This window comes from Elstera cyanobacteriorum, assembly GCF_002251735.1.
Lineage (GTDB): Bacteria > Pseudomonadota > Alphaproteobacteria > Elsterales > Elsteraceae > Elstera > Elstera cyanobacteriorum.
Genome location: NZ_NOXS01000034.1, coordinates 72,236 through 90,999, shown reverse-complemented (window position 1 = coordinate 90,999; position 18,764 = coordinate 72,236). Strand labels below are relative to the sequence as shown.

The 18,764-nt window shown below is 63.5% G+C and carries 17 protein-coding genes and 1 tRNA gene; 13 read left to right on the top strand and 5 right to left on the bottom strand.

What is annotated here, in order from left to right:
- The first annotated feature begins 91 nt into the window (after positions 1-91).
- The 5 genes from CHR90_RS15350 (at position 92) to CHR90_RS15330 (ending at position 5,498) form a co-directional block, all read left to right on the top strand.
- Complete coding sequence (locus tag CHR90_RS15350) at positions 92-847, top strand: alpha/beta fold hydrolase (protein ID WP_094409972.1); 756 nt, start codon at positions 92-94, stop codon at positions 845-847.
- A gap of 62 nt (positions 848-909) precedes the next feature.
- On the top strand, positions 910-2,160 hold the full coding sequence (gene hisS, locus CHR90_RS15345) for a histidine--tRNA ligase (RefSeq protein ID WP_094409970.1): 1,251 nt from the start codon (positions 910-912) through the stop codon (positions 2,158-2,160).
- A 12-nt stretch (positions 2,161-2,172) separates the two neighbouring features.
- Positions 2,173-3,246 (top strand): peptide chain release factor 1, encoded by a 1,074-nt coding sequence (prfA, locus tag CHR90_RS15340; RefSeq protein WP_212668708.1) that lies wholly within the window; start codon positions 2,173-2,175, stop codon positions 3,244-3,246.
- Positions 3,230-4,111 carry a peptide chain release factor N(5)-glutamine methyltransferase gene (gene prmC / locus CHR90_RS15335; protein WP_212668707.1) on the top strand — a complete coding sequence of 294 codons (882 nt, stop codon included), beginning with the start codon at positions 3,230-3,232 and terminating at the stop codon, positions 4,109-4,111. The genes prfA and prmC overlap by 17 nt, the downstream gene beginning before the upstream one ends.
- 238 nt (positions 4,112-4,349) lie before the next feature.
- The gene (locus CHR90_RS15330; protein WP_094409965.1) at positions 4,350-5,498 is read left to right on the top strand and encodes a DUF4167 domain-containing protein; all 1,149 of its coding nucleotides are present in this window, start codon (positions 4,350-4,352) and stop codon (positions 5,496-5,498) included.
- 47 nt (positions 5,499-5,545) lie between these two features.
- Here the strand turns inward: CHR90_RS15330 and apbC are convergent, their stop codons facing one another.
- A complete protein-coding gene (gene apbC / locus CHR90_RS15325; RefSeq protein ID WP_094409964.1) occupies positions 5,546-6,655 on the bottom strand; it encodes an iron-sulfur cluster carrier protein ApbC in 1,110 nt (369 codons plus the stop codon).
- Positions 6,656-6,769: 114 nt separating this feature from the next.
- On the opposite strand from apbC, the gene hflK reads away from it, so the two are divergent.
- Both hflK and hflC read left to right on the top strand, forming a co-directional pair.
- A complete protein-coding gene (gene hflK, locus CHR90_RS15320; protein WP_094409962.1) occupies positions 6,770-7,966 on the top strand; it encodes an FtsH protease activity modulator HflK in 1,197 nt (398 codons plus the stop codon).
- Complete coding sequence (gene hflC, locus CHR90_RS15315) at positions 7,963-8,838, top strand: protease modulator HflC (protein ID WP_094409961.1); 876 nt, start codon at positions 7,963-7,965, stop codon at positions 8,836-8,838. Before hflK ends, hflC begins: the two co-directional genes overlap by 4 nt.
- 30 nt (positions 8,839-8,868) lie before the next feature.
- Here the strand turns inward: hflC and CHR90_RS15310 are convergent, their stop codons facing one another.
- A complete protein-coding gene (locus CHR90_RS15310; protein WP_094409959.1) occupies positions 8,869-10,041 on the bottom strand; it encodes a benzoate/H(+) symporter BenE family transporter in 1,173 nt (390 codons plus the stop codon).
- A gap of 94 nt (positions 10,042-10,135) precedes the next feature.
- Here CHR90_RS15310 and CHR90_RS15305 point away from each other — a divergent pair, with 94 nt between their 5' ends.
- On the top strand, positions 10,136-10,831 hold the full coding sequence (locus CHR90_RS15305; RefSeq protein ID WP_094409957.1) for a GntR family transcriptional regulator: 696 nt from the start codon (positions 10,136-10,138) through the stop codon (positions 10,829-10,831).
- A gap of 26 nt (positions 10,832-10,857) precedes the next feature.
- On the opposite strand, the gene CHR90_RS15300 is transcribed toward CHR90_RS15305, so the two are convergent.
- Together CHR90_RS15300 and CHR90_RS15290 are read right to left on the bottom strand one after the other, a co-directional pair.
- A tRNA-Met gene (locus CHR90_RS15300) sits at positions 10,858-10,934 on the bottom strand.
- A 515-nt stretch (positions 10,935-11,449) separates the two neighbouring features.
- Positions 11,450-11,902: an HIT domain-containing protein gene (locus tag CHR90_RS15290; protein WP_308421778.1), complete on the bottom strand. Its 453-nt coding sequence runs from the start codon at positions 11,900-11,902 to the stop codon at positions 11,450-11,452.
- A 37-nt stretch (positions 11,903-11,939) separates the two neighbouring features.
- On the opposite strand from CHR90_RS15290, the gene cysS reads away from it, so the two are divergent.
- From cysS to CHR90_RS15275, 3 genes are read left to right on the top strand one after another with little or no spacing between them, the layout of a single operon-like run.
- Positions 11,940-13,313 (top strand): cysteine--tRNA ligase, encoded by a 1,374-nt coding sequence (cysS, locus tag CHR90_RS15285; protein WP_094410203.1) that lies wholly within the window; start codon positions 11,940-11,942, stop codon positions 13,311-13,313.
- 15 nt (positions 13,314-13,328) lie between these two features.
- Positions 13,329-14,921: a citramalate synthase gene (gene cimA, locus CHR90_RS15280; RefSeq protein ID WP_094409953.1), complete on the top strand. Its 1,593-nt coding sequence runs from the start codon at positions 13,329-13,331 to the stop codon at positions 14,919-14,921.
- Positions 14,918-15,466, top strand: a complete 549-nt coding sequence (locus CHR90_RS15275; RefSeq protein ID WP_094409951.1) for an ATP-dependent Clp protease proteolytic subunit — start codon at positions 14,918-14,920, stop codon at positions 15,464-15,466. The genes cimA and CHR90_RS15275 overlap by 4 nt, the downstream gene beginning before the upstream one ends.
- Positions 15,467-15,537: 71 nt before the next feature.
- On the opposite strand, the gene CHR90_RS15270 is transcribed toward CHR90_RS15275, so the two are convergent.
- Positions 15,538-16,725, bottom strand: coding sequence for a GGDEF domain-containing protein (locus CHR90_RS15270; protein ID WP_094409949.1), 1,188 nt, complete (start codon positions 16,723-16,725; stop codon positions 15,538-15,540).
- A 122-nt stretch (positions 16,726-16,847) separates the two neighbouring features.
- On the opposite strand from CHR90_RS15270, the gene CHR90_RS15265 reads away from it, so the two are divergent.
- Both CHR90_RS15265 and gmd read left to right on the top strand, forming a co-directional pair.
- Positions 16,848-17,639, top strand: a complete 792-nt coding sequence (locus CHR90_RS15265; RefSeq protein ID WP_094409948.1) for an RNA methyltransferase — start codon at positions 16,848-16,850, stop codon at positions 17,637-17,639.
- Positions 17,640-17,692: 53 nt separating this feature from the next.
- Positions 17,693-18,763, top strand: a complete 1,071-nt coding sequence (gene gmd, locus CHR90_RS15260; protein ID WP_094410202.1) for a GDP-mannose 4,6-dehydratase — start codon at positions 17,693-17,695, stop codon at positions 18,761-18,763.
- The last annotated feature ends 1 nt before the right edge of the window (position 18,764 follow it).

The window sequence follows — 18,764 nt, the reverse complement described above, 5'->3', positions numbered from 1 at the left end:
CTGAAAAAACAAAAGTTTAGAGCGTTTGACGTGAGCCACAGCGAACGAAAAATGCTCTAAACCAAAAAATATTTCAGGGGGGGAACATCAGATGGCCGGAACCGCACCCATCGTCTTTTTGCACGGGCTGGGCTTGGATCATCGCTGCTGGGCGCCACAGGGTGCCGCCCTAACAGCGGAGGGTTTCGCCTGCCATACCTGGGATATGCCCGGCCACGGCGGCGCCCCGTGGGACGGGCAACCGCTGAGCTTTGAAGGGTTAGCCGCCGCGCTGCTGGGGTTTCTGGACGCCCACGGCATCGGCACCGCCCATCTGGTCGGCCATTCGATGGGCGGCATGTTAGCGCTGGAAGTCGCGGCCCGCGCGCCGGACCGCTGCGCCTCCCTCGCCCTGCTTGGCAGTGCCGCCCTGTTCGGGAGCGCCGACGGCAGCTTCCAGCGCGCCTTCCTCGCCGACCGGCTGGGGCCGCTGGACGCCGGGCAGCGCCTGCCCGACCTCGCCCCCGACCTGACCGCTGATCTTTTCCTGCCGGGAACCGCCCCCGACCTGATGGCCGACAGTATCGACGCACTGGCCAAGATGGACGAAGCCACCTACCGCGCCGCCCTCGCCTGTCTCGTCACCTTCGACCGGCGCGCAGCGTTGCCGGGGCTCACGATGCCCGTCCTCTGCCTGGCGGGCGAACACGACCGCCAAGCCCCGCCACAGGGGGTGGAACGGATGGCGGGCAAAATCCCCGGCGCGCGGTTTCTCTGCCTGCGGGATGCGGCGCATATGATGATGCTGGAGGCGCCGGATGCCGTTACCAACGCTCTGCGACCCGGGCTTGATGCCATCCAGACTTGACCACGGGCGCTAAAGCCGATAGCCGAGGGGGTCCGATTTTCCGCTTTTGAAGGAGACGCCCCGTGGAAAAGGTGCAGCCGGTCCGTGGCACCCATGATCTTTTGCCGGACGAGGCCCGCCGACACCGCCATGTGGCCGAAACCGCGCGCCTGATTGCCGGGCGTTACGGCTTCGACGGGGTGGCCACCCCGATCTTCGAGTTTGTCGATGTCTTCGCCCGCACGGTCGGCGAAACGTCGGACATCGTCTCGAAGGAAATGTACGTCTTTACCGACCGGGGCGGCGAGACCCTGGCGCTACGGCCCGAAGGGACAGCGGGGGTGGTGCGCGCGCTGATTTCCAACGGCCTCACCCAGTCGTTGCCGTTCAAGGCCTTCTATTACGGCCCGATGTTCCGTTACGAGCGCCCACAGAAGGGCCGCTTGCGCCAGTTCCACCAGATCGGCGTCGAGCTGATCGGCCCGGCAACGCCGCTCGCCGATGTCGAAGTGATCACTGCTGGCGCGGATATTCTCGAAGCGCTGGGGCTGCTGGACCGGGTGCTGCTGCATCTCAACACCCTGGGCGACGCCGAAAGCCGCACCGCTTACCGCGCGGCGCTGGTCGAGTATTTCACCGCGCATAAGGATAAGCTGTCGGAAGACAGTCTTGCGCGGTTGGATAAGAACCCGCTGCGCATTCTCGATTCGAAGGACGAGGGTGATAAGGCGCTGGTCGCCGGGGCGCCGCTGTTCGGCCAATACCTCACCCAGGCCGCACAAGATTTCTTCGGCGCGGTGACCGAGGGGCTGACCGCCGCCGGGATCGCCTATAAGCACGATCCGTTGCTGGTGCGCGGTCTCGATTACTACTGCCATACCGCCTTTGAATTCGTGACCACCGATCTCGGCGCGCAAGGCACGGTGCTGGCAGGCGGGCGCTACGATGGGCTGGTCGAACAGATGGGCGGCCCGTCCACCCCCGGCGTCGGCTGGGCTGCCGGGGTCGAACGGCTCGCCATGCTGGCCAATGATCCCGCCGCCGCCGCCCGCCCCATCGCCCTGGTGCCAATGGGCGAGGCCGCCGAGAAAGCCGCCGTTCCGCTGGCGCGCGCCCTACGCCGGGCGGGCCTGAGCCTCGACGTTGGCTTTAGCGGCAACATGAAAAAGCGCCTCGCCCGCGCCAATAAGATCAATGCGCAGTTCGCCATTATCTTGGGCGAGGACGAGCTTACCGCAGGGCAAGCGCAGTGGCGCGATCTTGACGCGGGAACGCAGGTGGCCGTGGCGCTGGATGCGCTGGTCGGCCACGCCCGCGCAGCAGTTTCGGCATAAGGATTTCCGCCCGTGAGTATGGACGATAAGCTGGCGCGCCTAGCGCAGCGCCATAAAGACTTGAACGAGATGCTGGCGAAGGAAGGGCTGGAGCCTGCGGAATTCGCCAAACTCTCGAAAGAATATTCCGACCTGACCCCCATCGTCGAGAAAATCGCCGAGCTGACCCAGGGGCGGGAGGAATTGGCCTCGCTGCAGGCCATGTCCGAAGATGCCAGCCTCGACGCGGAGATGCGGGACTTCGCCCTCGCGGAATACCACGACCTTAAAGCCCGCCTGCCAGAGCTGGAACGCGCCCTTCAGGTGGAACTGCTGCCAAAGGACGCGGCGGACGAAAAGAACGCTATTCTGGAAGTCCGCGCCGGAACCGGCGGGGAGGAAGCCGCGCTGTTCGCCTCCGTCCTCTTCCGCATGTACCAGCGCTATGCCGAACTCCACGGCTGGCGCTTTGAAGTGATGGATATCGCCGATACGGGCCTTGGCGGTTTCAAGGAAGCCAGCGCCTCCATCACCGGGCGCGGGGTGTTCGCGCGCTTGAAGTTCGAATCGGGTGTCCACCGCGTGCAGCGCGTGCCGGAAACTGAAAGTTCGGGCCGTATCCATACCTCTGCCGCCACCGTGGCCGTGCTGCCGGAAGCCGAGGAAGTCGATATTCAGATCGACGAAAAAGACCTGAAGATCGACGTTTACCGCTCCTCCGGCCCTGGTGGGCAGTCGGTGAACACCACCGATAGCGCAGTGCGCATTACGCACTTACCGACCGGCCTTGTCGTTATTCAGCAGGATGAAAAATCCCAGCATAAGAATAAGGCCAAGGCGCTGAAGGTGCTGCGCTCCCGCCTCTATGACGCCGAACGGCGGCGGCAGGACGAAGCGCGCGCCGCCAACCGCAAAACCCAGGTGGGCAGCGGCGACCGGTCCGAACGCATCCGCACCTACAACTTCCCGCAAGGCCGCGTGACCGATCACCGCATCAACCTGACGCTCTATAAAATCGACAAGGTGATCAACGGCGAAGCGCTGGACGAAATGATCGACGCGATGATCGCCGAAGATCAGGCCGAGCGGCTTGCCGACCTCGCCTGACGCGCAGGCGCTCTTTCGGGCGGCGACGGCACAATTGACCGCAGCGGGGGTGGAAAGCTCCCGACTTGACGCGCGCCTGCTGCTCGAAGCGGCGTTTGGCTGGAAGCCCTACGCCCTGACGCTCGGCACGCCGGCGGTAACAGCGGAGGGGCTCGCGCGCTTTGAAGGGATGTTGGCCCGGCGGTTAGCGCGCGAGCCGGTCAGCCGCATTCTGGGCCTGCGCGATTTCTGGTCCCTGCCGTTCCAAATCTCGCCGGCAACGCTCGACCCGCGCCCCGATTCGGAATGCCTTGTGCAAGCCGTCCTCGACCGGGTGGATCGGCATAAGCCCTTGCGGTTGCTCGATCTCGGCACTGGCAGCGGGTGCCTGCTGATCGCGCTCTTGACCGAACTCCCCGCTGCCTGGGGCCTTGGCCTCGACCGCGCGCCGGACGCCGCCGCCATGGCCCAGCGGAATGCCGAAACCTTGGGCGTCGGGGGCCGCAGCGCTTTTGCCGTCGGGGATTGGACCGAGGCGCTGGCCGGGCGGTTCGATGTGATCCTCTCGAACCCGCCCTATATCCCGCTGGCCGACCGTGACAGTCTGGCCCCGGAAGTGCGCTGTTTCGATCCGGCTTTGGCCCTCTTCGGTGGGGCGGATGGTCTCGATCCCTATCGGCGGTTCGCGGCGGGGCTTGCCGGGTTCCTTGCCCCCGGCGGTTTGCTGGCGCTGGAAATCGGCTGGGATCAAGGGGCCGCCGTCACGGCGCTTCTGCAACAACAGGGCTGGCGCGATGTGGCTTGCCTGCCCGATTTAGCGGGGCGCGACCGGGTTATTGTTGCATATCCGCCACAAACTCCGCGCGCCGTTAACGGTAACCCGTAAAAATTGTTGGTTTTTTGGGGGGCTGCGTCTACGGTCAAAGCGTTCCGGCATAGTCGCGACGGTTGGTCGCGAAAGAATCAGGCGCCGACGCAGCCCTGGTCTTTGCATCTCCCCCGCAGGGTGGGGCGATGCCCTGGGAAGAGCCTGAGACACGGCCACTCCTGGAACTGGAACGCCCCGATGACGGGTTTTTGCAGCCAAATCCTGCCGAGAAACATACTGCCAAGAAACGGATACCATGAGACAAGGTCCGCAGATTAAGCGTCAACGGGGTCGAGGCCAAGGCGGCTATCAAGGGGGCAGTCAGGGCAACGGCGGGGGCGGGAATAACAATAACCGTAAACCCGGGTCGTCGCGCCATCAGACCTTTGATAGCAACGGCCCCGATACGCGCGTTCGCGGCACGGCTATTCAGGTTTACGAAAAATATATGTCGCTGGCGCGCGACGCCACGTCCTCCGGCGACCGCGTTATGGCGGAAAATTACTACCAGCACGCCGAGCATTACTATCGTATTATCGCCTCGTTCAGCGACGGCCAGCCCTATATCCCTCAACATATGCAGCAACGCGACTCGTTCGATCTGGAACAGGACGACGAGCGCAACCCGCAGACCAATGGCGCTGAGGAGGGCATCGCGCCCGATCAAAACGGCCTGGAAGCACCGCAACCCGATTTCGCTGCCGCCGACCAGCCGCGCTTCGATGATCGGCGCGACCCGCGCGAAGATCGCCGGGAGCCGCGGGAACCCCGCGATATGCGCGACACTGGCGAGCGCCGGGAGCGCCGCGATTTTCGGGATCGCCGCCAGGAGCGCGATGGTTTCCGCCAGGACAATCGCCCCGACAACCGCGCTGAAAACCGGCCCGAGACGGGCGATTTCAACGAACAGCCCGCTTTCCTGCGCCAGCCCGCCCGTCGCCCGCGCGACGAGATGGAACCGCGCGACGAGCAGCGCCGGGATAACCGCGACCCGCGCGACACGCGCCGCTATGAAGGCGAAAGCCGGGGCGAGCCACGCGGTCGCCCGCAGCGCCAGCCCTATCAGCCGAGCTACGAGGCCCAGCCGGACGCCGAGCAGCCCAGCCCGGTGACGGTCATCACCCCGGCGGGCGGCGGTCTGCCGCCCCGTGCCGAAACGCCGCGCCCCGAGACGCCGCGCGCTGAAGCCCCCCGCGCCGAACCGGTGGCCGTCGAAGCCGCGCCGGTTGTCGTCGTGGCACCCGCGCCCGAACCGGTCATCGCCGAAGCTCCGGCGCCGGTCGTCGTGCCGATTGCAGAAGCCGCCCTACCGCTCGACCTGCCTGCTGAGGCCGAGGCACCTGCGGAACCGCCGAAGCGCAAGCGCGGCCGTCCGCCGAAAGCCAAGCCGCCGGTCGAGGCCTAACAATCCCCCCGGGAAGAGTCGCTCTTCCCGGGTTTTTTTTTTGTCTCTTACAGGCCGCGAATGGTCGGCGCGGCGCGGGGGGCCGTTCCCACTTGCGCGCGCACTTTGTCGGCCAAGCCGCGATAGAGCGCCGCGCTTTGACTGTCGGGCGCACTCACCACCACCGGGGTGCCGCCGTCTGCCGCCTCGCGGATCGCAGGTTCCAACGGAATTTCGGCGAGGAAGGGCACCCCCATCGTCTCCGCTTCCTTATGGGCGCCGCCGTGGCTGAAAATATCGGCGCGATGGCCGCAGTTCGGGCACAGGAAATAGCTCATATTCTCGACGATGCCGAGGATGGGCACTTCCACTTTGCGGAACATGGCGATGCCGCGCCGGGCATCCAGCAGAGCGATATCCTGCGGCGTCGAGACGATCACCGCCCCGGCCAAAGGCACCCGCTGGGCAATCGTCAACTGCGCATCCCCCGTCCCCGGCGGCATGTCGATCACCATCACATCGAGCGGCCCCCAGGCGACATCGCGCATCAATTGTTCGAGCGCGCCCATCACCATCGGCCCGCGCCAGATCATGGCGTTATCCTCGGCTACGAGGAAGCCGATGGACATGACGGCGACGCCATGCGCCTGCAAGGGGATCAGCTTACGGTCAGCAGTCATCTCTGGCCGCGCCGTTAGCCCCATCATGCGCGGGGCGGAGGGGCCGAAGATATCGGCGTCGAGCAGCCCGACCTTCAGGCCTGATTGCGCCAGCGCGACGGCCAGATTGGCGGCGGTGGTCGATTTCCCGACCCCGCCCTTGCCAGAGGCGACGGCGATTACCTGCGCCACCGTCGGCAGCAAGGTCGGGCGCCCGGATTTCGTCCCCGGTCCGGCGCTGCGCTCGGCCGTTAGCACGGCGCTGACCGACTTCACCCCCGGAACGGCGAGCGCCGCCTGTTCGGCAGCGCGGCGCACCGGTTCCATGACCGCCGCTTCCGCCGGGTCAATGGTAATGCCGAAGACGACGTTCCCCTCGCGGACAACCATCCCGTCGATCCGCCCGGCGGCGATCAGCCCTTGGCTGGACTGCGGCAGCGTCACCCGGTCAAGCGCGGCGCGAATCTGCGCCTCCAAAGCCTGAGAATCGGACGAAGCGCCGGAAATGGGAGGGGTCATGCTTGTTTTCTCCTGTGAATCTTCACATATGCGTCGGGAAGATCTTGCATAGGTGATATACGGTGCGCGACCGTCGCTGAAAAGCGGGCGCGCAGCAGGAGGGAAACAGACGGTATGCCTTGGAACAATAATTCCGGCGGCCCCTGGGGTGGCGGCGGCGGCGATCAGAACAAAGGCCCGGGCGGCAAAGGCCCGGACGATAACGAGCCGATCAACCCGTGGGGCGCCAATAATGGTCGCAACGATCGCGGTAATCGCGGTGGGCCGACCCCGCCGTGGGGCGGCGACGGGCCGGACCTCGATCAACTGTTCCGCAAGGGCCGCCAGATGCTGCCCGGCGGCTTCGGCTCGGCGCGCGGCGTCGGTCTGGCTGTTCTGGCGGGCCTTGCCGTCTGGCTGGCGAGCGGCTTTTACCGCGTCGAACCGGATCAGCAGGGCGTGGTCCTGACCTTCGGTCGCTGGACCGATACGACCTCCCCCGGGTTGAACTGGCATTGGCCAAGCCCGATCCAGAGCGTCGAGCGTCCCTCCGTCACCCGCGACAACCTTCTCAGCGTCGGCAAGCGCGTCGCCGTCGATCCGCGCTCGGGCCGCACCGCGGGCGAATCGGTCGATACGCTGATGCTGACCGGCGATGAAAACATCGTCGATATCGAATTCAACGTGCTGTGGCGCATCAAAGATGCGGGCGCTTACCTGTTCACCGCACGGGAACCGGAAAAGCTGATCCGCGTTGCGGCGGAAAGCGTCATGCGCCAGATCATCGGCCAAACGCTGATCCAGCAGGCGCTGACCGAAGGGCGCGGCAAGGTCGAGGCCGACAGCCAAGTGCTGTTGCAACAGCTTGTCGATAGCTATGGCATCGGGGTGGAAATCCGCCAACTTCAGCTTGCCCTGGTCGATCCGCCGCAGCCGGTGGTCGATGCCTTTAACGAAGTGCAGCGCGCCCGTGCCGACCGCGAGCGACTGCGCAACGAGGCCGAAGCCTACCGCAACGACATTATCCCCCGCGCGCGCGGCGATGCTGAACGGCTGCTGCAAGAAGCCCAAGCGTCGCGCGAAGAAGTGGTTAAGCGGGCCGAGGGCGACGCCAAGCGCTTCCTGTCGGTTTATGAAAGCTACAAACTGTCGAAGGATGTCACCACCCAGCGCCTCTACCTAGAGACGATGGAAGAGGTGCTGAAGAACAGCCAGAAGATCATCATCGATAATAAGGCCGAGGGCGGCCCGGGCGTCCTGCCCTATCTGCCGCTGCCGGAAGTGAAGCGCCTGACGCCGCGTCCCGCCGATGCCCAGGGAGTGAAGCAATGAACCAGCGCACGCTGCTGATCGCGGGCGGGGTCGCGCTCGTCGCCCTTTTCACGGTCAGCAATACTTTCTTCGTTTTGCCGCAGTACCGGCAGGCGCTCGTTACCCAGTTCGGGAATCCCGTGCGCGTCGTGCGCGAACCCGGCCTGCAAGTGAAGATCCCCTTCATGCAGGACGTGCGCTTTTACGACAAGATGATGCTAGAGGTCGATCCGCCGACCCAGGAAGTCATTCTGGGCGACCAGAAGCGCATTATCGTCGATGCCTATTCGCGCTACCGCATTACCGATCCGCTGGCCTTCTATCAGAATGTCCGCGACGAGCAGGGCGCCCAGGCGCGCGTTGCGCCGATCATCAATACCTCCATCCGCCGCGTTCTCGGCGCGGCGCAGATGAGCACGATCCTGTCGAACGGCCGCGAAAGCCTGATGGCAGAAATCCAGAAGGAAGTGGACGAACGCGCCAAGGCCTATGGGGTCGAGATCGTCGATGTGCGCCTGCGCCGGGCCGATCTGCCCGATCAAACCAGCGCGTCGGTCTTCCAACGCATGCGCTCGGAACGCGACCGCGAGGCGAAAGAACTCCGCGCGCAAGGCCAGGAAATCGCCCAGCAGATTCGCAGCCGCGCCGACCGCGACCGCACAGTGCTGATCGCCAATGCCCAATCGGAAGCCCAGGGCATTCGCGGCGAGGGCGAGGCCAAGGCCGTCCAGATCTACGCCGAGGCCTTCGGCCAAGACCCGCAGTTCTTTGGGTTCTACCGGTCGATGCAAGCCTATCGGGCCGCGCTGGGCCAGGGCGATTCAACCCTGGTCCTCTCGCCCGATAGCAGCTTCTTCCGTTACTTCAACCCCCCGGTTTCGGGCGGGAAATAAGCCAGGAAATCCCCGCTTCGGCGGGGATTTTCACGAGGCGCGGTGGAGGACGAGCATCAAAGCGCCCCCCGCGATCAGCCCCCAGAACGCCGGGCCGATCCCGAAAAAGCCGATGCCGGAGGCCGCGACGGTGAAGGTCAAAATGACCGGCAGCCGCTCCGTCTCTGTCGTTAACGCCCCGGCCAAAGCACTGGCAAGGCTGGGCAGGAGCGCCAACCCCGCAACCGCCTGGATCAGGCGCGGCGGGGCCGCCGCGATGAAAGCCGCCGCATAGCTGGCGCCGAGGCCCAGCACGATATAGGTTGCCGCCGCCGCCACCGTGGCCCGATAGCGTTTATTAGGATCGGGGTGCGCCTCCGGCCCCGCGCACAGGGCGGCGGTGATCGCCGCTAAATTCATTGCCTGCCCGCCGAACAGCGCCGCCACGGCGCTGCCCATGCCGGTGACGATAAAGATCGGCCCGGTTTCGGGATGGTAGCCATTGCCGCGCAGCACTGCGAGGCCTGGGATATTCTGCGAGGCCATCGTGACGATGAACAAAGGAACGCCGATGCTAATCGCCGTTTCGAGCGAAAAGACCGGCACGATCATCTCCGGGCGCGGCCAAGCCGCCGCAAGGTCGGGCAAGGGCGTGCTCCAGCCGATCAAGGCGAAGGTTACGAGCACCGAGACCGGCACGGCATAGAGCCGCGCAAAGCGCAGCATCAGCGCCCAGGTCAGCAGGATCGGCAGGGTCAACCAGGGCAGCGCCTGCATCGAGCGCACGGGCGCAAGGCAGAGGTCGAATAGCACCCCCGCCAGCATCGCACTGGCAAGGCCCATCGGAATCCGCCCGACCGACCGCCCGAACATCGGCCATAGGCCCGCCAGGATAATCAGCCCGGCCGCGACCAGAAACCCACCGACCGCCGCCGGAAAGCCGCCTGCCGGCACCCCCGTCGCGATCAGCAGCGCCGCGCCGGGGGTAGACCAAGCAATCGAGATCGGCAGGCGCGACGACCAGCCCATCTGGATGCCCAGTAGCCCCTTCACCACGCACAGCGCCATCAGGCCGGATGCCGCTTGTAACGGGGTCGCCCCCGCCGCCGCGAGGCCTTGCAGCACAATGGTGAAGGCCGAGGCGAAACCGACCACCGCCGCCAGAACCCCGGCGCTGGTCGGCTGAATGAAATCCCCAATGCCATCGCGGCCTGCTGCCGACATAGTCTTTTCCTTCCCCTTGCCTTTCCCCGCGTCTCGCGGCAGGCTCGGAGATCAGTTAAACGGATATTGGATCCAATCTACAAGTGGATTTTGGATGAGTGACCCGCAGAACAGCCTTGCTGCCCTGGCCGATTGGTTGGGCGAAAGCGGCCCCCGCCCGCGCACGGCGACGGAATTCGTCGAAGCGCGCCTGCGGCAGGCGATCCTGTCGGGCAAGCTCGCGCCTGGGACGGCATTGCGGCAGGAGGAACTGGCGACCCTCTTCGGTGTCAGCCGGATGCCCGTGCGCGAGGCGCTGCGGCAGCTTGAAGCGCAGGCCCTGGTCGATTTCGAACCCCATAAGGGCGCGGTGGTCACCGAAATTTCCGCTGCGGATGCCGCCGATAATTACGCCATCCGGCGGGCGCTGGAACCGGCGGCGCTGGCCCTGTCGATCCCGAGCCTGACCGACAGCGATTTTGAGCGGGCGGAAGACCTGCTGAGCGAGCTGGACGGCGAGGCCGATCAAGCGCGGCTGGGCGATCTCAACCGCCGCTTTCACCTCTGTCTCTATGGCGCGGCAGGGCATCCGAAGTTTTTGGCGCTGGTGGCGACGCAATTGGCCGCCGGGGACCGCTATTTACGCTTTCACCTAGCCGCCAGGGGCCGCGACCATATGGCCCAAGACGAACATCGCGCGCTGCTGGCGGCCGCCCGAGCCCGCGATGTCGAAACGGCCCAGGCCGTGCTGCGACGGCATCTCGACGTCGCCGCCGCCAGCATCGCGCGGTTTTTTGCCGAGCGGCGCTGAAAATTTTGGGGAGGGGAGGAGAAGAGTGGTGGCGGGAAGTGGAGTTGAACCACCGACCTTGGGCTTATGAGTCCCCTGCTCTAACCAACTGAGCTATCCCGCCACGGATCGGACCCTTCAAGGCCGCCGTTCTTACCGGCAGCGCTGCCGCCTGTCAAGCACGAAGCAGCGCATCGACGCTTAGTCTGGCGGTTTTGCAGGTGCAAAATTAATCAAAGTAAAATCAGATATTTTAGCTAATATCTTATCGTTAAGATTCTATATGAGTAGTCGAATATTCCGAAACCTGTTGACTTTTCCAAGAGGACAAGCAACAAAAGAACCACAACCTTCCGACTCGGGGAGCTGAAAAGCGAGTCGATACAGCCGAATAATGGTCCCGCCATCATGCCCCAATCTCTCGCGATATTAGCATTAAGCTTTGAGAATACGAAGAAATGCTTAGTGCAGGGCTTGGCGATTCTGGCCCTGAATAGCATGACCGTGCTTCTGTTGCTCAGCGATGCTGATAATCAACGGCTGGCCCTAATGCCCGCCGCCTTGGCGATTGTTCTGATAGCGCGGTTGTGTTGGGTCTTTGGGCAGGAAATCCGCCGTTTGGCAGCGCTCGCTCCAGCGTCAACCGCCGAGGCGCTCCGCCAGCCGCGCCCTTAGGGCCTCCAGCCCCGGCGCGTCATAGGGCAGGGCCGTACCGCTGCCCCAAACCGGACCGGGCCAAGCCGCGTCGCCGTCGAGCCGCGCGACGATATGGACGTGCAACTGCCGAACGATATTCCCCAAAGCGCCAATATTCAGCTTCAGCGGCTGGGTTTCCGCCCGCAGCGCCGCTGCCGCCTGGGTGATCTCCGCCCAAAGCTGCGCGTGATCGGCGGCGGCTAGGTCGAGGATTTCCGATACGCCCGCCCGGCGCGGCACCAGGATCAGCCAGGGAAAGCGCGCATCCTTCATCAGAAGAACGCGGCACAACGGCAGATCGGCGACCGCGACAGTATCCGCCGCCAGCCGCGCGTCCAGCGCAAAGCCCGTGCCCATCTCATCTCCCGGCTTGACCGATGCGTCTGCCCCGCTCACTCTCTACCCCCTTTCGCTGATTTGACTGAGGATGACCGTGGATCTGCTGCTGCACAATAGCCTCACCCGCCAAAAGGAGGTTTTTACCCCCGCTGATCCTGAGCGCGTGACGCTGTATGTCTGCGGCCCCACCGTCTATGACCGCGCCCATATTGGCAATGCCCGCCCGGCGGTGGTCTTCGATGTGCTGGTTCGCCTGCTACGGCTGACCTATCCCAATGTCATTCACGCCAGCAATTTCACCGACGTTGACGATAAGATCAACGCCGCCGCGGCCGCACGCGGGGTGCCGATCGGCACAGTGACCGCAGAAACGGAACGCTTCTACCAGGAAGATATGGGGGCGCTTGGCGTTATCCCGCCGGTCGTGCAGCCGCGCGTAACCGATCATATCCCCGAAATCATTGCGATTATCAGCAAGCTGCTGGCTGCCGGTCATGCTTATGAGGCAGAAGGGCATGTGCTGTTCGACGTACCGTCGATGGCCGATTATGGCCGCCTGTCGGGCCATAGCCGGGACGAGTTGATCGCCGGGGCGCGCGTCGATGTCGCCCCCTATAAGCGCGACCCGGCCGATTTCGTGCTGTGGAAACCCTCCACCCCCGATCTGCCGGGCTGGGATAGCCCGTGGGGACGTGGGCGACCGGGCTGGCATATCGAATGCTCCGCCATGATCGAAGCCCATCTCGGCGAAACCATTGATATTCACGGCGGCGGGACGGACCTGATTTTCCCGCACCATGAAAATGAAATTGCCCAATCCACCTGCGCCCATGCTGGGGCGCCGCTTGCACGCTATTGGATTCACAATGGCATGCTGCGGGTGGAAGGGGAGAAAATGTCCAAATCCTTGGGCAATTTCTTCACCGTCCGCGATCTTCTCGACCGCGCCCCGGCAGAAGCGATGCGCTTCATGCTGCTGACCGCCCATTACCGCCAGCCGCTGGATTGGACGGAGAAAGGCTTACAGGACGCTATCGGTGCGCTAGACCGCTTCTATCTGGCCTTGCGCCGGGTGGCTGATATCGAGGCAACGCCAGAGGCCCCCGCCAGTGTGCGCGCGGCCTTGTCCGACGATCTCAACACGCCACTCGCCCTGACCGCCCTGCACGCCCTGGTCACCGATCTCAATAAAACCGAAGATTGGGCAGAACAAAGGGCCCTTAAGGGCCAAATCCTCGGTGCGGGGGCATTGCTCGGGCTGCTCGGGCAAGACCCGGAAGCCTGGCTGCAACGGGGCGGGACGGATGACCTTTCCGCCGAGGCCATCGACGCCAAACTGGCCGCCCGTCTTGCCGCACGCAAAGCCAAGGATTTCGCCGAAGCCGACCGAATTAGGGACGAGCTCATCGCCGCAGGCATTCTGCTGGAAGATGGGCCGGGTGGAACGGTTTGGCGGCGCAAAAATTAAGGGCATAGGATAATCATGGCTGATCGCGTTTATCTCTTCGACACCACCCTGCGCGACGGGGCGCAGACCCTGGGCGTGGATTTCTCCGTTGCGGATAAGCGCGCGATTGCGATTGCGCTCGATAAGCTTGGCATTGATTACGTCGAAGGCGGCTGGCCGGGGGCAAACCCGACCGATGATGCGTTTTTCGGCGACGCCCCACCGCTGAAGCGGGCCAAGTTCACCGCCTTCGGCATGACACGCCGCCCCGGCCGCAGCGCCGCGAATGATCCAGGGTTGGCCGCCCTGACCAACTCCGGCGCGCCGGTGGTCACCCTGGTCGGCAAAAGCTGGGATTTTCATGTCGATGTGGCGCTGAACATCCCGCGCGAGGAAAATCTTGCGATGATCGGCGATAGTATCGCCCATCTCGTCTCCTTGGGGCGGGAGGCGATTTACGACGCCGAACATTTCTTCGATGGCTATAAGGCCAATCCCGACTATGCCCTCGCCTGCCTGCGCGCCGCGCACGACAATGGCGCCCGCTGGATGGTGCTGTGCGATACTAATGGCGGCACCCTGCCACACGAGGTTGCCCGCATCGTCGGCGCAGTGACGCAGCATTTCCCCGGCGAGAAACTGGGCATCCACGCCCATAATGATACCGAAAACGCCGTGGCCAACTCGCTCGCCGCCGTGCAGGCTGGGGTGCGGCAAGTCCAAGGCACGATCAATGGCTTAGGAGAGCGCTGCGGCAACGCCAATCTGATTTCGGTGCTGCCCAGCCTTGTGCTGAAGATGGGCTTCGATACGGGGGTGCCGGTCGCAGAATTGCGCCACCTAACCGGCCTGTCGCATCTGCTCGATGAACGGCTGAACCGCGCGCCAAACCGCCACGCCCCCTATGTCGGCGCGTCGGCCTTTGCCCATAAGGGCGGGCTGCATGTGTCGGCGGTGGAGAAAGACCCACGCACCTACGAGCATATCCCGCCGGAAACCGTCGGCAACCAGCGCCGCATTCTCGTATCCGATCAGGCCGGGCGCTCCAACGTCGTCTCGCGCTGCCGCGATCTGGGGATCGAGGTGCCGAGCGACGTCGCAAAGCTCGACCGGCTGGTAGACCTAGTCAAATCGCGCGAGTTTGACGGTTATTCCTATGATGGCGCCGACGCCAGCTTCGAGCTGCTGGCCCGCCGCCTGTTCGACGATGTGCCGGAGTTTTTCACCGTCACCTCCTTCCGCGTGCTCGATGAGCGGCGCTGGAACGCCCTGGGCAAGCTCGTCACCCTGTCGGAAGCGACCATCCGCGTTACCGTGGACGGTAAGCCTGAAATGACCGTGGCGGACGGTAACGGCCCGGTGAACGCGCTCGACGCCGCCTTGCGCAAGGCGCTCATCCCGCTCTATCCCAGCCTCGAAGATATTCACCTGACCGATTATAAGGTCCGCATCCTGTCGCCGCAGGACGGCACCAAGGCGGTCACCCGCGTCATGATCGAAAGCCAGCGGGCAAACGGTGAACGCTGGACGACGGTCGGCGTCTCGCCGAACATCATCGACGCCAGCTTTAACGCGCTGCACGATGTCATCAGCTATGCGCTGCTAAAGTTCGGGGCGGAAAAAGCATGACAAGCCCCCGAACGGTTTTCTTCGGTTACACCGGCCCAATAGAACCTAACGGGGCATCGCGTATTGCCGCCGCCTTGAATAGCGCCGCCAATGAAGGATGCGAAGAAGTTAGCCTAGCGTTCAGTTCTGGGGGCGGGTATGTCGCCGACGGAATTTATCTTTTCAATCACATTCGGGCGATGCCGTTTAAATTGACGATCTATAATATCGGCAGCGTTAGTTCGATTGCTTTGGTTGTCTTTTTAGCGGGAACCTATCGTTACTGCTCTGCCCACGCTATGTTTATGACTCACCCGACCTCTATTTATAGCGGGACGGAGGGGCAATCGGCAGAACGACTACAAGCCTCGCTCGACGCGGCTTTGGCGGACGACTTCCGCACGGAAACGATCTTGCGCCAAAACACCCGACTGCCCGACGATATCTTGGCCGCGCGGCGTTATCGGGATGTTTACCTCACGCCGCAACAGGCGATCGAGACTGGGCTGGTGCAGGGCGTGCGGGAATTCACTCTCCCGCAGGGCTTCCAGATCATTCAAATTTAATAGCAATTTCTGCATCGAAGCCTCCCATCCTGGCGCATCAGAGTGCCCGATAGCCCTCACCCCGACAAGGATTATAGCACAACCACCCGGTTCCGCCCCGTCTGCTTGGCGCGGTAGAGGGCGGTATCGGCGCGGGCGATCAGCGTGTCGAACTGCTGATCCTGATGCTGAAGCCCGGTGAGCCCGATGCTGACCGTCAGGCTGACGCGGCCGTTTTCCAGCGGCAGGATCAGCGCTTCCGTCGCCCGGCGGATCTGATGAGCAAGATTGGTTGCCTCCGCCGCCGTCATGCCGGGTAGCACCAGGGCAAACTCGTCGCCGCCATAGCGCCCGCTGTTTTTTTCCAGGCGGAATTCGTTGCGCATCAGACTGCCGAAGGCCGCCAGCATCGCATCCCCCGCCTTGTGACCGTAGGTTTCGTTCACCCGGTCGAGATGGTCGAGGTCGATCATCATCAGGTGCAGGGGCCGGTGCGCGCTGTGGGCGGCCGCCATTTCTTCGGTCAATCGCTCCAGCACCGCGTTGCGGCTCAAGAGCCCCGTCGTGCGGTCGCTGAGCGCGGTCAACCGAAGCTGAAGATAAAGATTATCAACCGTCATCGCCATTAAGGCGACGCCGGTGGCCAGAACATAAATCCCCGATTCGAGGAAAGTATATGTCTGCCACGTATGCGGTCCCAGCAAGGTCGGGACGGGCTCGAACCCGAGAGCGGAAATCAGACGGAAGGCGTAATACAGCGCGTGACCGATGGAGATGGCTGCCGCAATCGACGCCACCGCCCCAGCCAAGCCGCGCCGACGGATCAGCAAGGCTTCCCGCGCATAAAGCATCCCCGCGCTAATCTGAAACGTCGAGGCGATGAAAATGCGCGCGGTCAAATCGGTCTGGATAAAGAGAAAATAGAGAATCCCGAGGATGTAATAGACCGGCAAAAGGATGACCGGAGACCGCAGGAAGGACGCCTTTCGGAAATCGCGCAATCCCGCCCATAGAAGATAGCCTGCAATCGCAAAAAAGAAATTGCCGAACGGCGGCCCCCACGGCGGCAGCAGGGGCGATAAGGTATAAACGATAAGGCCGCCGCAGTTTAGCCCGAGAGCCGCCGCCCAGAGCAGCGCCGACCGATGTTCCCGGCTGACCGACCACACCATCATCATGGCGATCATCATGACGAAGGAGATGACGGCACTGTTAATAATGAGCGTGTAGCTATCCAAAATCATAGTGGTGCGGCGGCGCCCTTCGGCATATAGGAGCATGTATATCGCTTCTAAGGGTTCCAGCCGAAAAATGCCATGCAACAGTTCGCCCAGCGCATCAATGGTCCATAGACCAGTTACTTAAAAACAATCTTGAATATTATCTATCGACGGTAACCGCCATGACCTTACGCCCGCTCGTCCGCCCACCTGAAGATCAGCCCGCCTTTGTGCTGGTCGAACCGCAATTGGCCGATAATATTGGCTTTGCCGCCCGCGCCATGCTGAACTTCGGTCTAACGTGGATGCGCCTTGTCAACCCGCGCCCAGAATGGCCGAGCGAACGGGCGACCGCCACCGCCTCCGGCGCCGCCCTAGTGCTGGAGAATGCCACCGTCTATCGGTCGATGACGGAAGCCCTGGGGGACCGGCAGGTGGTCTATGCTACCTCCGCCCGGCCGCGCGATTTGGTGAAGCGCGTTGTCACCCCCCGGCAGGCCGCCGCCGAACTGCGCGCCCATGCCGCTGCCGGAACCCGGACGGCGGTGCTGTTCGGGCCGGAGCGCATGGGGCTGATCAACGACGATCTGGCGCCAGTCGATGCTGTTATCACCTGCCCGGTGAACCCGGATTTCTCCTCGCTCAATCTCGCACAAGCCGTGCTGCTGATCGGTTACGAATGGTTCCAGGCCGCCGACGAGACCCCAGCGACGGAACTGCGCACCGGCACGGCGGCCCTCGCCAGCCGCGCGCATCTCGAAAGCTATCTGCTGCGGCTGGAGACGGAGTTGGAGGAATGCGGCTTCCTGCGCATCCCCCATATGCGTCCGGCGATGGTCCGCAATATCCGCGCGCTTTTCGGGCGCATGCAGTTGACGGATCAGGAAGTCCGCACCCTACACGGCATGCTGACGGAGCTGGTGACGAAGCGCCTTTCCGCTAATTCACTTGAAGCACCGGAAACAGAGAAGTAGCAGAGACAGCAGTGCCGCCCGATGCGATGCGGCGCTTTGGTCAGGAGACGGATATGACGCAGAAGGTTGCCCTGATTACGGGCGTGACGGGGCAAGACGGGGCTTATCTGGCGCGGCTGCTGCTCGACAAGGGCTATATGGTACATGGGCTGAAGCGGCGCTCGTCGTCCTTCAACACCGGCCGTATCGACGATATCTATCAGGATATTCACGAAGCCGATGCGCGCTTCCGCCTGCATTACGGCGACATGACCGATTCGACCAACCTGATCCGTCTGGTGCAGGAAACCCAGCCGGACGAGATTTATAACCTCGCGGCGCAAAGCCATGTGCAGGTGAGCTTCGATACGCCGGAATATACGGCCAATGCCGACGCCATCGGCGTGCTGCGCCTGCTGGAAGCCATTCGCCTGCTGGGGTTGGGGCAGAAGACGCGCTTCTACCAAGCCTCCACCTCCGAACTCTATGGGTTGGTGCAGGAAACGCCGCAGCGTGAAACCACGCCCTTCTACCCGCGCTCGCCCTATGGCGTTGCGAAGCTCTACGGTTATTGGATCACGGTCAATTACCGCGAATCCTATGGCTTCTATGCCTGCAACGGCATCCTGTTCAATCACGAAAGCCCGATCCGCGGCGAAACCTTCGTGACTCGCAAGATCACCCGCGCCGTGGCCGCCATCGAGCTTGGCAAGCAGGACAAGCTCTACCTCGGCAATCTCGACGCCAAGCGCGACTGGGGCCATGCCCGCGACTATGTGGAAGGCATGTGGCGCATTCTGCAACAGCCGGAAGCTGAGGATTTCGTGCTGGCGACCGGGGAAACCCGTTCGGTGCGCGAATTCGTGGAACGCGCCTTCGCCGAAACCGGACGGCAGATCGTCTGGTCGGGTGAGGGGGTGGAGGAAGTCGGGAAAGACGCCAGGACCGGCAAAGTGGTCGTCGAAATCGATCCGCGCTACTTCCGCCCGGCGGAGGTCGATCTGCTGCTCGGCGATGCCGCCAAGGCGCGCGCTAAGCTGGGCTGGGAGCCGACGACCAGCTTCCCCGATCTCGTGAAAGAAATGGTCGCCTCCGATCTCGCCCTGCTGCGGTCGGGCGGATCCTTGGGCACCGGGGCTGAATAGC